Origin of the sequence: Streptomyces sp. NPDC057854 (assembly GCF_042797055.1) — a bacterium.
GTDB lineage: Bacteria > Actinomycetota > Actinomycetes > Streptomycetales > Streptomycetaceae > Streptomyces.
Genome location: NZ_JBHVMF010000028.1, coordinates 18363 through 32202, shown reverse-complemented (window position 1 = coordinate 32202; position 13840 = coordinate 18363). Strand labels below are relative to the sequence as shown.

Sequence of the window (13840 nt, the reverse complement as noted above, 5' to 3'; positions counted from 1 at the left end):
CGCTAGACCTCCAGCGTGACGGTGCGGCGGACGTCGGTGAGCGAGTGGGCGGCGTGGAGTGCGTAGCGGCCGGGGACGAGGGTCCAGGCATTCTTCTCCTCGTCCCAGATCTCGAAGGCGCGGCGCGGGAGCGGGATCGTCGTCTCGACGGTCTCGCCGGGCGCGGCCTCGACGCCGGCGAAGGCGGCGAGCCAGCGGGCGGGGCGCTCCACGGTGTCCGCGACCGGTGCGAGGTAGAGCTGGACGGTCTCGCGGCCGGGGCGGTCGCCGGTGTTGGTGAGGCGGACGGTGACGCTCTCCGGGGTGGCGGTGAGGGCGTCGTACGACCAGGTCGTGTAGCCGAGGCCGTGGCCGAAGGGGTACGCGGGGACGGCGCCGGTCCGGTCCCAGGCGCGGTAGCCGATGAACAGGCCCTCGGCGTAGTCGAGGACGCCGTCGGCGGGGGTGACCTCGGTGACGGGGGCGTCGGCGAGGACGGCGGGCCAGGTGGTGGGGAGCCGGCCGCCGGGCTCCTCGGCGCCGGTGAGGACGTCGGCCAGCGCGGCGCCGCCCTCCTGGCCGGGGAACCAGCTGAGCAGGATCGCGGCGACGTCGTCGCGCCACGGGAGTTCGACCGGGGAGCCGGCGTTGACGACGACGACGGTGTTCGGGTTGGCGGCGGCGACGGCGCGGACGAGGTCGTCCTGGCGGCCGGGGAGGGCGAGGTCCCGCCGGTCGAAGCCCTCGGACTCGACGCGCTCGGTGGTGGCGACGACCACGACGGCGGTGCCGGCGGCGCGGGCGGCCTCGACGGCTTCGGCGATCAGTTCGTCGGGGTCGCGGCGGGGACCGAGGTGGACGAAGGAGAACATGACCGCGGGGAGCGGGGCGGCGAACTCCTTGGCGAGGGTGTGCTTCAGGGAGACCTCGACGGTCTCGCCGGCGGTGAGCTCGACGGTGCCGCGCTCGACCGGGGAGCCGAAGAACGCCTCGAAGGGGTCGGTCTCGGGGCCCATCTCCTGGACGCCGTCGAAGAGTTCGCGGCCGTCGACGGTGAGGGTGAAGGCGCCGAGGCCGCGGGTGCCGAAGGCGTGGGCGCCGGTCTCGCGCGGGGTGAAGACGCCGGTGACCTCGATGGAGGCGAGGGTGTCGTGGGTGACGCCGGCCGGGAGGTCGTCGCCGATCCACTGGACCTGCCCGTTGGGGAGGGTGCCCTCGCCGAGGACGTTCCCGGCGGCGTCGCGGCAGACGGCGCGGAGGGTGAAGCCCTGGTCGGCGGGGGCGAGTTCGTCGCTGGGGTCGGCGCCGGTCGCGTACGAGACGCTGCCCTCCGGGAGGGCGGCGGTGAGGCCGTCGAGCGGGGAGACGACGTGGTCGGGGAAGACCTGGGCGGAGCCGCCGCCGAGGACGCGGGCGTCGCGGGCGGCGGCGCCGGAGAGGGCGACGGTGCCGGGCTTCAGGGGCAGCGCGCCGTTCTCGTTGCGGACGAGGACGAAGCCGCGGCGGGCGATCTCGCGGGCGAGGGCATCGCCGTCGACCGGGGCCGGGGGCTCGGTGACGGCGGCGGGGGCGCCGTCGAGGGCGCCGACGCGGGCGGCGAGCCGCAGCACGTTCCGTACGGCGGTGTCGACGGCGGACTCGTCGGCCTCGCCGGAGCGGACGGCGGCGGCGAGCGCCTCGCCGTAGACGGTGCCGGGGCCGGGCATGGCGACGTCGAGGCCGCCGGCGAGGTCGCCGGTGGTGGAGCGGGCGGCCATCCAGTCGGAGACGTTGACGCCGTCGAAGCCCCATGCGCCGCGCAGCACCTCGTTGACGAGGTGGCGGTGCTCGGTCATGGTCACGCCGTTGACCTGGTTGTAGGCGGTCATGATGCCCCAGGGGTGGGCGTTGGCGACGATCGCCTCGAAGGGGGCGAGGTAGAGCTCGCGGAGCGGGCGGGGGGCGATCCGGTTGTCGACGGTGAAGCGGTCGGTCTCGGCGTCGTTGCCGACGAAGTGCTTGACGGTGGTGCCGACGCCGCCGTCCTGGACGCCTTGCACATAGCCGGTGCCGATGACGCCGGTGAGGTACGGGTCCTCGCTGTACGCCTCGAAGTGGCGCCCGCCGAGGGGGGTGCGGTGCAGGTTGACCGTGGGGGCGAGGAGGACGTGGACGCCCTTGCGGCGGGCCTCCTGGGCGAGGAGCCGGCCGGCCCGGCGGGCGAGGCCGGGGTCCCAGGTGGCGGCGAGCGCGGTCGGCGACGGCAGCGCCACGGACGGGTCGTCGGCGGTCCAGCGGACGCCGCGGACGCCGATCGGGCCGTCGGACATCACGACCGAGGCGAGGCCGATCTCCGGCAGGGCGGGCAAGGACCACATGTCCTGGCCGGCGAGCAGCCGGGCCTTGGCGTCCAGGTCAAGCCGGCCGAGCGCGGCCTCGACGGCCGCCTCCCGCAGGGCGTCCTCGTTCACGTCCGTACCTCCGCGTCGAAGTGCTGGTGCGGCCATCATGGACCCCTTTACCTGTAGATCGGTAGGTGATGTGACCTTTCCGTTATCTTGGTGGCGGGGGGACGCCATGGCGTACGGTCCCTGTCGACGACCCGACCAGCGGAGAGGGGGCTCGGCGATGCCACGGACCAGGAGCGAGGAGCGCCGCGCGGAGATCCTGCGCGCCGCCCTGGAGGTCATCGCGGAACGCGGCTACCGGGGCGCCACCCTCGGCTCGGTCGCCGAGCGCGTCGGCCTCACCCAGCAGGGCCTGCTGCACTACTTCCCCACCAAGGAGGCGCTGCTCGTCGCCGTCCTGGAGGAGCGCGACCGCTGGGACACCAGCGGCGGCCGGGACCGCGAGGGCTGGCGGCTCGACCTGCTGGACTCGCTGGTGGAGTACAACGCGATGCGGCCGGGGATCGTGCAGACCTTCTCCGCGCTGCTCGGCGAGAGCGTCACCGACGGGCATCCGGCGCGGGAGTTCTTCACCGAGCGGTACGCGCACGTGCGGGCCAGCATGGCGGACGTGCTGCGGCTGGAGTTCGGCGAGCGGCTGCCGGGCGGCCTCACGCCGGAGCGGGCGGCGCCGCTGCTGACGGCCGTGATGGACGGCCTGCAGTACCAGTGGCTGCTGGACCCGTCCGCCGTCGACATGCCGCGCGCCTTCCGGGACTTCCTGCGGCTGCTCGCGGGCCCCGCCGAGCGGTAGGGGGCGGCGTAGGGCGGGTGGGGGGCCGACGGGATTCGAACCCGCGCGAGCTCACCGCCAGGTCCGGCGGCCACTCCCTGCTTCCCGGGCTCCGGGGACCTCCTCGGCCCGGGAAGGCGATCGCCCACTCTGCCACGGCCCCCACCCTGCGGCCCCGCGCGCCGGGACCGCTGCCCCGACCCTAACTCCCGCCGTCCGCGCGGCGCGCCCGGATTTCCGGCGGCGCCGGGCCCGTCGCGGAAGGCCGCCGGAGGGCCTGCGAGCATGGGCGCCATGATGCTCGCAGCCGCCCAGTTCGCCCCGGTCGCCGGGGACGTCGAGGCCAATGTCCGTACGATCGCCGGTCTGGTCCGGGAGGCCGGGGCCGCCGGCGCCCGGGTCGTCGTCTTCGCCGAGCTGTCGCTCACCGGGTACGCGACCGCGCTGATCCGGGAGGACCCCGCGCTGGTCCTGGCCGAGGACGATCCGCGCCTGGAGCCGGTGCGCGCGGCCTGCCGGGCCGCCGGGACGGCCGCGGTGGTCAACGGGCCGGTGGCGGGCGGTGGTTCGCTGCCGGGGCTGACGACGCTGGTGATCGGCCCGGACGGCGCGCTGCTCGCCCGCTACGACAAGCGGCACCTGTTCCACGGCGACGAGCGGGCCACGTTCACGGCGGGCACGGCCGACGGCCGGTTCACGCTCGACGGCGTCCGGTTCGCGCTCGCCACCTGCTACGACAACCGCTTCCCCGACCTCGCCGAGCGGGCCGCCGCCGACGGCTGCGCGGTGTACCTGGCGAGCTCGATGCTGGAGGCCGCGAACGACTCCTTCGAGACCGTCTACCCGGTCCGCGCCCGGGACTTCGGCCTGTACGTGGTGCTCGGCAACGCGCTGGGGCCGAGCGAGGTCGGCGAGGGCGGCGGCATGGCCGGGATCTGGGGCCCGGACGGCGGACGGCTCGCCGACGCCGGCCCGGAGAAGCCGGGGTTCGTCCTGGCCGAGGCGGGCTGAGACGGACCTGGTCGTCCGGGGCCGCGCGGCAGGGCCGGCGCTGCGGTCAGGGAAGGGGCCGGGCCGCCGTGGGACTCCGGCGGCCCGGCCCGGGAGGCGGTACGACGGAACCCCCGGTCCGCCGTACGATCCTCCGTCCCCGGGGCGGGGGTCAGGGCCCCGCCCCGGGGCACTCGTGGCCCGTTACGGGGCGCTCAGGCCCAGCGTGTAGGTGCCGGAGCCGCTGTAGGCGTGCACGACGTAGCGGTAGTAGCCCGCGGTGCCGTGGTAGCGGGTGTCCTCGTCGGCGCCGGCGGTGCCGCCGACGGCCACGTCCGCCCAGCCCGCGCCGTTCCACTTCTGCAGGTACAGGTCGAAGTCCGTGCCGGCCGGGCCGCGCAGGCAGCCGGTGTGGGTGCCGGCGCTCGCCGCGTAGTAGTACGAGCCGTCCGGCTGGGCGGCGGCCTGGCCGGAGGCCAGCGTGCCGCGGTACGTGTGCTCGGCGGCGTCGCAGCCGGTGGGCGGGGTCGTGGAGCCGACCGTCAGCTGGTAGGTGACGGTGTGGGTGGTGGAACCCGTCCCGGTGACGGTGATCGGGTAGGTGCCGTTCGGGGTGCCCGCGGCCACCTTGACGGCCATGGTGGCGGAGTCGCCGGAGGTGACCGAGGCGGGGCTGAAGGAGACCGAGACGCCGCTGGGGGCGCCGCTCGCGGAGAGCTGGACGGTCTGCGCGGCACCGCCGGTGGTGGAGGTGTTCACCGTCGCGGTGACCTGGGTGTCCGGCTGGGCCGAGCCCGAGGACGGGTTCAGGGAGAGCGAGAAGTCCGGGGTGGAGGTGCCGCCGCAGTCGGTCTCGCCGGACTGGGCGGGGACGCCGACCGCGTTCCAGGCCGCCTTCACCGCGGTGCACTCGGCGGCGCCGTAGGTGTTCTTCGCGGTGGTGAGGGTGGCGCGGCGGGCCGCCGGGTGGTTCCAGGAGGACGTCTTCATCAGCAGGGCGCCCATGAAGATCTTGCCGGCCTTCTGGATGCCGATGCCGGTGACGGATGACGGACCGCCGGAACATATCGGGCTGTTCGGCTTGCCGCCGCCCGGGTTCGAGCCCTCGGCGAGCAGGTAGAACCAGTGGTTCTGCGGGCCGGCCGCCGCGTGCACCTCGGTGCCGGAGGTCAGCTGCGGGTAGCAGTTGGGGTCGTTGTTGATGAGCGACGGGTTGTACATGTTGCGGATCGGCTGGTTGTTGCCGGTGAAGTTCAGCTCCTCGCCAACCGTGTAGTCCGGGGAGTCGTTCGGGTTGTTCGCGTAGTGCTCGGTGAGCGCGCCGAAGATGTCCCCGGTGGACTCGTTCATGCCGCCGTTCTCGTTGGACGAGCCGGCCGAGCCCGGGGTGCGGTCGAAGATCTCGTGGCCGTACTCGTGGGCCACGACGTCGATGCCGGTGAGCTGGTTGGTGCCGTTCTGGTTGCGGCCGTAGGTGGTCTTCGTCCCGTCGTAGTAGGCGTTGACCTGGGAGAGTCCGGCGCGGGCCGGGACCATGCCGCCCCGTCCGTCGATGCCGTCGTAGCCGAACCACTCCTTGAGCATGTCGGACTCGCGCTGGGCCGCGTACATGATGTCGACGCAGGCGGTCACCAGGTCGTTGGCGCCGCCGTTGCCCCACGGGGAGGAGCCGGTGTACGCGCTGCCGTTCTGGCCGCCGCACTTGAAGGCGCCGCGGGTGGTGTCGGTCATGGAGGTCGCGGCGGTGTCGATGGTGACGGTGCCGTTGTGGTAGCCGCGGCCCTCGGCGTGCCGGACCTTGTCGGTGGCATGCGCGACCGTGCCGGTGCGGGCGTCGACGTAGGTGTCGAGCGAGCTGGGCAGGCCCTTCGCGGTGGTGCCGACGACCAGGGTGTGCCAGGCGAGGACGGGCTTGCCGGCCTTGAGGAGCACGGTCAGCTCGGGGGCGCTCGCGCTCTCCACGGCGGCCAGCTGCCCGCGGGCGGTGGCGAGGGCGGCCCCGGCGGTCACCTTCGCGGTCGTGGTCGGCAGCTTCAGGGCGGGGGTGGCGGCGCCGGTGACGTCGCGGACCTTGCCGGTGGAGTCGGAGAGGACGACGGCGTCGCCGCCGCCGTGGACCGGGAGTCCCTTGTACGTCCGCTGGTAGGCGGTGTAGTAGAGGCCGTTCGACCACGGGGTGACGGCCGTCCTGACGAGGTCCTCGTCGGCGCCGTGCCGCAGTTCGTCGAGGCCGCTGGCCGCGGCGGTGTCCGCGGCGGCCAGGGCCAGGGCGCGGCCCTGGCCCGGCGGCGCCGGCCGCGCCTCCGGGGCGGCGGAGGCGGTCCCGGCGAGGGCGGTCGCGAGGCTCGCCGAGAGGGCCAGGGCGGCCACGGCCGCCGTGAGTCTGGTGGGGTGCAACGTCGTGCTCCGTTCAGGGTGGGGGAGACGGATCGTCGCGCCGAGTATGGGCGGGGGCATGGCGGGTTCGGGACATCTCACCGGGCATAAGACGCGGGTTATGGTGCGCCCGCGCGCCCGTGCGTACGCTGCTGAAATGCAGCTGGAGTTGAGGCATCTCGAAGCCGTCTGCCGGATTGCGGAGGCGGGAAGTCTGGGCCGCGCGGCGCTCCGGCTGGGCATCTCGCAGCCGGCGCTCTCGGCCCAGCTGCGGCGGATCGAGCGGGTCGCGGGCGGGGAGCTGTTCCTGCGCGGGCCGCGCGGTGTGGAGCCCACTCCGCTGGGCGAGTTCGTGCTCTCCAAGGCCCGGCTGGTGCTCGGTGAGATGGACGCGATCGCGGCCGGGGCGCGGGCGGTCGCGCCGGACGCCCCGCTGCGGCTCGGCTGCATCCTGCTGGTCCTGGTCGACACGCTGCTCGGGCGGCTCGACCAGGTCGTGGCGGGGCGGGAGATCGCGGTCACGGTCGAGCACGCGGCGACGACGCTGACCCGGCAGCTCGGCGCGGGCCGCTACGACGCGGTGCTGTACGGCGAGGTCAACGACCACGAGGTGCCGCTGCCGGAGGGCACGACGGCCCGCACGCTCATCGCGAAGGAACCCTTCTGCGTGCGGCTCTCGGCGGAGCACCCGCTGGCCGGGAAGGAGCGGATCGCGCTGGCGGAGCTGGCGGGCGAGTCCTGGATGACGCTGGTCGAGGACGACGACGGCGGGCCGGAGGCGCTGGTCGCGGCCTGCGCGCGGGCGGGCTTCACCCCGTCCCTGCGGCACCGGGTCTCCGACCGGAAGATCCACTACGACCTGATCGCGTCGGGCCGCGCGATCTCGCTGAGCCAGCCGACGGCGCCGCCGGCCGCGGGCACGGTCCTCCGTCCCCTGGAGGGCGACCCGGTGACCGGCCGCATCCGCCTCGCCTGGAACCGCTCGACGGTCTCCGCCCGGCACGCGGAACTGCTGTACCGGGCGGCGGCCGAGGCGTACCTGGCGAACGTGCCCACCAATCCGTTCCACCAGGAGTGGTGGGCCGCCAGGCCGGAGCTGCATCCGGTCCTGGCGGTGGAGTGACGCCGGACCGGCTAGTCGTAGGTGACGTCGGAGGCCGTGTAGCGGCAGGTGGTGGCGTCGGGGCCGGTGCCGAGTTCGGTGGGCTCCTTGCCGGTGGAGTTTCCGGTGAAGCGGACGCAGGGCTTGATCTTCTTCTTGGTGTCGCCGTGGATCCGGACGTTCCGGAGGGCGGCGGTGTCGCCGTAGTTGGCGTTGACGCCGACGAGGGACGTGCCGGGGGCGGTGACGTCGACGTCGCTGACGATGATCGTGCGCTGGTACTGCTTCCTGCAGTTGCCGCAGGAGCGGACGAGCTTGCCGAAGTCGGCGACCTGGAACTTCGTCACCACGAGCTTGCCGGCGCCGTTGAACTGGAAGACCTTGTCGGCGGCGCCCCGGGCGCCGCCGCCGTACACGGTGTGGACGGCGTTCGCGGAGGTGCCCTTGAAGGTGGCGGCGTCCTCGCCGACGTTCTCCCACCAGACGTTCTGGAGGGTGCAGCTGCCGAGGCAGTGGACGCCGTCGGCGGCGGTGTCGCCGAGGACGACGTTCTTGAGGGTGGCGCCGTCCTTCAGGACGAAGAGCGGCGGCTGGTTCTCGTCCTGCCCGCCGGAGCCGAGGGCGCCGGTGCCGGAGAAGCGCCGCAGCCTGCCGTCGTAGGTGCCGGAGACCTCGATGGTCGCGGCGACCGGCCGGTCGCCCTTGGCGGCAGGCCAGGCGGGGACGGCGGCCGGGGCCGCGCCCGCCGGGGCGAGCAGGCCGGTGGTGACGAGGGCCGCGCCGGTGACTCCGAACGCGGCGAGGCCGCCGAGGAGTGCCCTGCGGCGGCCGGTCCTGCGCTTGTGTGACGTCATGAGTGGTCTTTCCTGAGGGGGATGCGGTGCACCCCCTGGTCGCCGCCCGGCGCGGAAAGGTTGCCGTCCCGCTGATCGTCTTCTTCCGGTTCCGTGCCGCCGTTCTCGCCGCGCAGGTCGCGGACCATGAGCGTCGCGCCGGCCACCGCGCCCGGCATCAGGAAGACCGCCACGAAGGGGACGACGAACGCGACGGCGAGCGGCACGCCGAAGCCGAGGGTGGCCGTGCGCCGGCCGCGGAGCAGCGCCAGCCGCTCGCGGAGCTCGACGCCCCGGCGCTGGAGGGCGACGGCGGTCAGCTCCTCCGCGAGGAAGAAGCCGGAGACGCAGAAGCCGAGGACGGGGACGACGGTCTGGCCGACCACCGGGATGAAGCCGCAGGCGAAGAGGAGCACGGAGTAGAAGGCGACGCGGAGGACGATCCGCAGGCTGTCGCGGCCCGAGATCCACAGTTCGCGCCAGAGCGGCAGGCCGGACTCGGGGACCTCGCCGCCCTCGCTGCGGTCGACGTCCTCGGAGAGCTTCTCGTAGAAGGGCTGGCCGATGAGCAGGGTGACGGCGGTGAAGGTGACGACGGCGAGGAAGAGGCTGAAGCCGATGAGGAGGGCCGTCATGGCGTTGCGGAAGATGTCGCGCCACAGCTCGGACCAGTCGTCGGCGAACGGCGTCGCCCAGGCCGTCAGCTCGGTCGCGTTGAGGGCGAGGGCGCCCGTCGCGGCCAGGTAGAGGACCAGTGTCAGCAGGCCGGGCAGCAGCCCGAAGCCGAACCGGCGCCCGTGCCGTGCGACCCACTTCTGGCCCTGGACCAGATAACCGAAACCCACCCCGAAATCGCGCATGCGGGCAGCCTAGCGGGGTGGATCACCGGTGCCGCACGCGGTGGTGCGCCGGCCGGGATCAGACGGCGAGCTCGACCGTGATGTTGCCACGGGTCGCCTTGGAGTACGGGCAGACCTGGTGGGCCTTCTCGATCAGGCTCTTGGCGGTCTCGGCGTCCACGTTGGGGAGGGAGGCCGAGATCTTGACGATGAGGCCGAAGCCGTCGTCGTTCTTGCCGATGCCGACCTCGGCGGTGACCGTCGAGCCGGAGATGTCCGCGTTCTCGTTGCGCGCGACGACGCCGAGGGCGCCCTGGAAGCAGGCGCTGTAGCCGGCGGCGAAGAGCTGCTCGGGGTTGGTGCCCTCGCCGGAGCCGCCCATGGCCTTGGGCGGGTTGACGACGACGTCGAGCTTGCCGTCGTCGGTGGCGACGCGGCCGTCACGGCCGTTCTCCGCGGTGGCGACGGCGGTGTAGAGGACGTCGGAGTGCTGGATGGACATGCTGGTTCCGCTCTTTCTTCTCCCCGCCGCGACTCGCGCCCACGATCGCGGCGGCTGAGGGCAGACTACCGGTCCAGCGAGACGATCATCTTCCCGGTGTTGTCGCCGCGGAGCATGCCGAGGAAGGCGTCCACGCCGTTCTCGATGCCGTACGCGAAGGTCTCGCGGTACTTCAGCTCGCCGGAGCGCAGCCGGCCGCCGACCTCCTCGGTGAACTTCTGCTGGAGGCCGTAGTGGTCGCCGACCAGGACGCCCTGGAGGCGGAGCCGCTTGCCGATGATCAGCGCCATGTTGCGCGGGCCGGGGGCCGGCTCGGTGTCGTTGTACTGGGCGATCATGCCGCAGATGGCGGCGCGGCCGTGGACGTTGAGCGAGGAGATCGCGGCCTCCAGGTGCTCGCCGCCGACGTTGTCGAAGTAGACGTCGATGCCGTCCGGCGCGGCCTCGCGCAGCAGGTCGCGCACGGGGCCCTTCTTGTAGTTGAAGGCGGCGTCGAAGCCCAGCTCCTCGACGAGCCACTTCACCTTCTCGTCGGAGCCGGCCGAGCCGATGACGCGGGAGGCGCCGCCGAGCTTGGCGAGCTGGCCGACCTGGCTGCCGACGGCGCCGGCCGCGCCGGAGACGAAGACGGCGTCGCCCGGCTTGAAGGAGGCGGTCTCGAAGAGGCCCGCGTAGGCGGTCAGACCGGTCATGCCGAGCACGCCGAGGTACGTGGAGAGGGGGGCCAGCTCCGGGTCCACCTTGGTGGCGTGCTCGGCCGGGACCTGGGCGTACTCGCGCCAGCCGAGGCGGTGCAGGACGTGGTCGCCCTCGGCGAAGCCCGCCGCGTTCGACGCGACGACGACGCCGACCGCGCCGCCCTCCATCGGGCGGTCCAGCGCGAACGGCGGGGTGTAGGACTTCACGTCGTTCATCCGGCCGCGCATGTACGGGTCGACCGAGAAGTGGAGGTTCCGCACCAGGATCCGGCCCTCGGCGGGCGCCTCGACCGGCACCTCGCGCAGGGCGAAGTCGGTGGGGACCGGCCAGCCGTGCGGGCGGGCGACGAGGTGCCATTCGCGGCTGGTGGCGGGGAGAGCGGTCATGGGGAGGACCTCCAGTAAAAAAGCTTCACCTGATGAAACAACCATGCGCCTTGATATTTCATGTTGTCAAGCATCGGAGTACGATGGGCCCCATGCCCACCTCACACACCGACCCCGTGAGCCTCGAAGTCGTCGAGCTGATCGGCACGGTCGTGGCGCGCTACCACCAGGAGTACGAGGAGGCCGCCGCCGCCCACTCCCTCACCGGCGCGCAGGCCCGCGTCCTCGGGCTGCTCGCCCTGGAGCCCACCCCGATGCGGAAGATCGCCGAGAAGCTCAAGTGCGAGCCGTCCAACGTCACGGGGATCATCGACCGCCTGGAGTCCCGGGGCCTGGTCGAGCGGCGCCCCGACCCGGCCGACCGCCGGGTCAAGCTGGCCGCGCCCACCGAGGAGGGCCGGGACACCGCCCGCCGGCTGCGCGACTCCCTGCGCTTCGCCCGCGAACCGCTCGGCGAGCTGACCGGCGTCGAGCGCGCCCTGCTGCGGGACCTGCTGCGCCGGATGCTCGGCGAGGAGCCCGCGGCTTAGACGCACCACCACAGGAACGGCGTGCAGGTTCTCGTGGGCTCCGGGGCCGGTGTCGTCGGGGGCGGGGCGGTGGGGGTCGCGGAGGCGGACGGGGTCGCGCCGCCCGTGGGCGGGGCGGTGGGCGAGCCGGACGCGCTCGGCGTGGCCCGCGGCTCGTCGCCCTGCGGTCCGGCGGTGACCTCCGGCGCGGACGGCGCCGCGGACGAGGGCGCGGCGGAGCCGGGCGCCGCCGAGGTCGCCGGCCCGGCGGAGGCACCGCCCGGCCCCGCTCCCGTGCCCGTACCGGGGGCGGAACCCGTCCCCGTACCCGTACCCGATCCCGATCCCGTGCCGGAGCCCTTGCCCGTGCCGGGGCCGGGCGACGCGCCGCCGCCGGTGCCCGTGCTGATGCGGCGCGGGCGGCCGGTCGGAGTGGCCGGGCCCTCGGTGGTCTCGGCCGCCCGGTCGTCCTGCCCGCCGTCCTCCTCCGCCGTGTCGTCGGCGCTGCGGCTCGGCAGGGCGGGCGCGGGCGGGATCTCGGAGGGCTCCAGCTCCTCCACGGCCAGCGCCGGCCCCTTGTCCTCCGGCTCCTCGAACACCGTCTTCGCCAGGCCCAGCGACCCCGCCGCCAGCACCAGCCCCAGCGTGCTCACCGCGACCGTCCGGCCGCGCCGGGCGCTCCCCCTCTTCCGGCGCCGGGCGGCCGACCGGCCGCCCTCCCGCCGGGGGCCCGCCGGAGGCACCACGAGGTCCAGCTCGTAGACGTGCTCGGGCGCGAGCGGCGCGCCCACGGCCGCTCCGGCCTCGTCCGCGGCCCCGCCCTCGGCCTCCGGCGCGAACGCCTCGGGCGGATACGGCCCAGGCGGGTACGGCTCCTGCCCGTACGACCCGGGCGCGTACGGCTCCCGCGCGTACGGCTCCCGCGCGGGGCTCTCGGCGCCGTACGGCTGCGCGAACGCCCCCGGCGCGTACGGCTGTCCGGCCGGGTCGTGCACCTGGGCCTCGGCGCCCTCGTGAGGCGCGGGGTGAGGCGGTGCGTGGGGGGTGTCGTACCGCAGCCGCTCGACGGGGGTTCCGCACCCGGCGCAGGCGAGGGCCCCGTTGAGATGCCGCCGGCACGCGTGGCAGTAGTCCATGGGGCTCGCACGCTAGGACGAACGGCGCACCCCCGGGGAGTCGACGGTGTGAGGATCCTGTGAGGAAACCGCAGGTGGGCGTCGTGCCGTGACGATTCTCCCGGTTCGGCACCCCCCGCCGCCGCCCGCCGCCCGGGCCCCGGGCGGCGCAGCCCAGCGCGCGCGGCGGGCCCGGCGGTCGCACGATGCGAACAGGACACCCGACCGCGACACCTCGCCCGTGTCAGCACCGCACCCCGGAGGATCCGCCGTGACCGTCAGCCTCGATCAGCTGCGCCGTTGCCATGTCGCCGTCGACCTGGGTGCCGCCCGCACCCGGGTCTACGTGAAGGGGGCCGGGCTCGTCGTCGACGAGCCGAGCGTCGCCGCCGTCAACACCCACACCGGAGCGCTGATCGCGGTCGGCGCGCTCGCCGAGAAGATGACCGGCCGCACCCCCGACTACATCCGCGTCGTGCGCCCGGTCTCCGGCGGCACGGTCGTCGACATCGAGATGGCCCAGCGGATGCTCCGTCACCTCCTCGGCGAGAAGCTGCGCCGGCAGCTCCGCCGCAAGCCGCGGCTGCGCGCCGCCGCCTGCACCCCGCACGACAGCGACCCGCTGGCCCAGCGCGCCGCCGTGGAGACCCTGGTGGGCCTCGGCGCGCGCCGGGTCGAGCTGGTCGACACGCTGATCGCCGCCGCCGTGGGCTCCGGCCTGCCGGTGGAGCAGCCGACCGCGACCATGATCCTGGTGTGCGGGGCGGCGACGACGCAGGTCGCGGTGCTCTCGCTGGGCGCGATCGTCACGGCCGAGCGGATCCCGGTCGGCGGCGACGCCATCGACCACGCGATCATCCAGCACCTGCGCCACCACCACGAGCTGATGCTGCCGAGCCAGTCGGTGCGCCCGCTCCAGCTGGCGCTGAGCGGCAACGGCCTGACCCCGCACGGCCCGGAGTCCACCGAGATCCACGGCCGGGACGTGGCCACCGGCCTGGCCCGCTCGGTCACCGTCGACACGGCGGCCGTGCGGGAGGCGATCCACACGCCGCTGACGGCGGTGCTCGACGGCATCGGGAAGGTGCTGCGGGACTGCCCGCCGGACCTGGTGGCCGACCTCGCCGACCGCGGGATCATGATGGTCGGCGGCAGCGCGCTGCTGCCGGGCCTGGACCAGATGCTGCGGAACGCCACCGGGATGCCGGTGCACATCGCCGAACGGCCCGACGTCTGCGCCGTGCTGGGCCTCGGCGCGATGCTGGAGGGCAAGGTGCAGCCGATGGTCCTCGACCCGCTGGGCGACCACCGGGGGCTGGCCGACGACGGCGACCGGGACCGCGACCGGGAG

General features: G+C 74.2%; 11 protein-coding genes and 1 pseudogene. 5 read left to right on the top strand and 7 right to left on the bottom strand.

The features are described 5' to 3' along the window. Window positions 1-2: 2 nt before the first annotated feature. Window positions 3-2468, bottom strand: a complete 2466-nt coding sequence (locus ACFVQZ_RS31260; RefSeq protein ID WP_051787934.1) for a glycoside hydrolase family 3 C-terminal domain-containing protein — start codon at window positions 2466-2468, stop codon at window positions 3-5. Between the two features lie 118 nt (window positions 2469-2586). Here ACFVQZ_RS31260 and ACFVQZ_RS31255 point away from each other — a divergent pair, with 118 nt between their 5' ends. Together ACFVQZ_RS31255 and ACFVQZ_RS31250 are read left to right on the top strand one after the other, a co-directional pair. Then, on the top strand, window positions 2587-3159 hold the full coding sequence (locus tag ACFVQZ_RS31255) for a TetR/AcrR family transcriptional regulator (RefSeq protein ID WP_030495350.1): 573 nt from the start codon (window positions 2587-2589) through the stop codon (window positions 3157-3159). 273 nt (window positions 3160-3432) lie between these two features. Continuing rightward, window positions 3433-4149: a carbon-nitrogen hydrolase family protein gene (locus tag ACFVQZ_RS31250; RefSeq protein WP_030495351.1), complete on the top strand. Its 717-nt coding sequence runs from the start codon at window positions 3433-3435 to the stop codon at window positions 4147-4149. Window positions 4150-4332: 183 nt separating this feature from the next. Here ACFVQZ_RS31250 and ACFVQZ_RS31245 read toward each other — a convergent pair whose 3' ends face one another. Continuing rightward, window positions 4333-6525: a M4 family metallopeptidase gene (locus ACFVQZ_RS31245; RefSeq protein WP_383628109.1), complete on the bottom strand. Its 2193-nt coding sequence runs from the start codon at window positions 6523-6525 to the stop codon at window positions 4333-4335. Between the two features lie 136 nt (window positions 6526-6661). Here ACFVQZ_RS31245 and ACFVQZ_RS31240 point away from each other — a divergent pair, with 136 nt between their 5' ends. Then, on the top strand, window positions 6662-7627 hold the full coding sequence (locus ACFVQZ_RS31240) for a LysR family transcriptional regulator (protein ID WP_030495353.1): 966 nt from the start codon (window positions 6662-6664) through the stop codon (window positions 7625-7627). An 11-nt stretch (window positions 7628-7638) separates the two neighbouring features. On the opposite strand, the gene ACFVQZ_RS31235 is transcribed toward ACFVQZ_RS31240, so the two are convergent. From ACFVQZ_RS31235 to ACFVQZ_RS31220, 4 genes are all read right to left on the bottom strand, one after another. Further along, the gene (locus ACFVQZ_RS31235; protein ID WP_383628106.1) at window positions 7639-8460 is read right to left on the bottom strand and encodes a pectate lyase; all 822 of its coding nucleotides are present in this window, start codon (window positions 8458-8460) and stop codon (window positions 7639-7641) included. Continuing rightward, on the bottom strand, window positions 8457-9299 hold the full coding sequence (locus tag ACFVQZ_RS31230; RefSeq protein ID WP_030495355.1) for an EI24 domain-containing protein: 843 nt from the start codon (window positions 9297-9299) through the stop codon (window positions 8457-8459). Before ACFVQZ_RS31230 ends, ACFVQZ_RS31235 begins: the two co-directional genes overlap by 4 nt. Before the next feature lie 58 nt (window positions 9300-9357). Beyond that, window positions 9358-9780: an organic hydroperoxide resistance protein gene (locus ACFVQZ_RS31225; protein WP_030495356.1), complete on the bottom strand. Its 423-nt coding sequence runs from the start codon at window positions 9778-9780 to the stop codon at window positions 9358-9360. A 65-nt stretch (window positions 9781-9845) separates the two neighbouring features. Then, window positions 9846-10865: an NADP-dependent oxidoreductase gene (locus ACFVQZ_RS31220; protein ID WP_383628103.1), complete on the bottom strand. Its 1020-nt coding sequence runs from the start codon at window positions 10863-10865 to the stop codon at window positions 9846-9848. Between the two features lie 92 nt (window positions 10866-10957). Between ACFVQZ_RS31220 and ACFVQZ_RS31215 the strand changes: the two genes are divergently transcribed. Next, the gene (locus ACFVQZ_RS31215) at window positions 10958-11395 is read left to right on the top strand and encodes a MarR family transcriptional regulator (protein ID WP_030495358.1); all 438 of its coding nucleotides are present in this window, start codon (window positions 10958-10960) and stop codon (window positions 11393-11395) included. Here the strand turns inward: ACFVQZ_RS31215 and ACFVQZ_RS31210 are convergent. Beyond that, a complete protein-coding gene (locus ACFVQZ_RS31210) occupies window positions 11392-12510 on the bottom strand; it encodes a hypothetical protein (RefSeq protein ID WP_383628101.1) in 1119 nt (372 codons plus the stop codon). The two genes, ACFVQZ_RS31215 and ACFVQZ_RS31210, sit on opposite strands and share 4 nt — an antisense overlap. 250 nt (window positions 12511-12760) lie before the next feature. Between ACFVQZ_RS31210 and ACFVQZ_RS31205 the strand changes: the two are divergent. Next, a pseudogene (locus ACFVQZ_RS31205) lies at window positions 12761-13789 on the top strand (rod shape-determining protein); the annotation flags it as partial. Window positions 13790-13840: the final 51 nt, after the last annotated feature.

Coding starts and splice junctions, on each gene's coding strand:
- ACFVQZ_RS31260 (WP_051787934.1), bottom strand. CDS start 2,468: ATGATGGCCGCACCAGCACTTCGACGCGGAGGTACGGACGTGAACGAG.
- ACFVQZ_RS31255 (WP_030495350.1), top strand. CDS start 2,587: ATGCCACGGACCAGGAGCGAGGAGCGCCGCGCGGAGATCCTGCGCGCC.
- ACFVQZ_RS31250 (WP_030495351.1), top strand. CDS start 3,433: ATGATGCTCGCAGCCGCCCAGTTCGCCCCGGTCGCCGGGGACGTCGAG.
- ACFVQZ_RS31240 (WP_030495353.1), top strand. CDS start 6,662: ATGCAGCTGGAGTTGAGGCATCTCGAAGCCGTCTGCCGGATTGCGGAG.
- ACFVQZ_RS31235 (WP_383628106.1), bottom strand. CDS start 8,460: ATGACGTCACACAAGCGCAGGACCGGCCGCCGCAGGGCACTCCTCGGC.
- ACFVQZ_RS31230 (WP_030495355.1), bottom strand. CDS start 9,299: ATGCGCGATTTCGGGGTGGGTTTCGGTTATCTGGTCCAGGGCCAGAAG.
- ACFVQZ_RS31225 (WP_030495356.1), bottom strand. CDS start 9,780: ATGTCCATCCAGCACTCCGACGTCCTCTACACCGCCGTCGCCACCGCG.
- ACFVQZ_RS31220 (WP_383628103.1), bottom strand. CDS start 10,865: ATGACCGCTCTCCCCGCCACCAGCCGCGAATGGCACCTCGTCGCCCGC.
- ACFVQZ_RS31215 (WP_030495358.1), top strand. CDS start 10,958: ATGCCCACCTCACACACCGACCCCGTGAGCCTCGAAGTCGTCGAGCTG.
- ACFVQZ_RS31210 (WP_383628101.1), bottom strand. CDS start 12,510: ATGGACTACTGCCACGCGTGCCGGCGGCATCTCAACGGGGCCCTCGCC.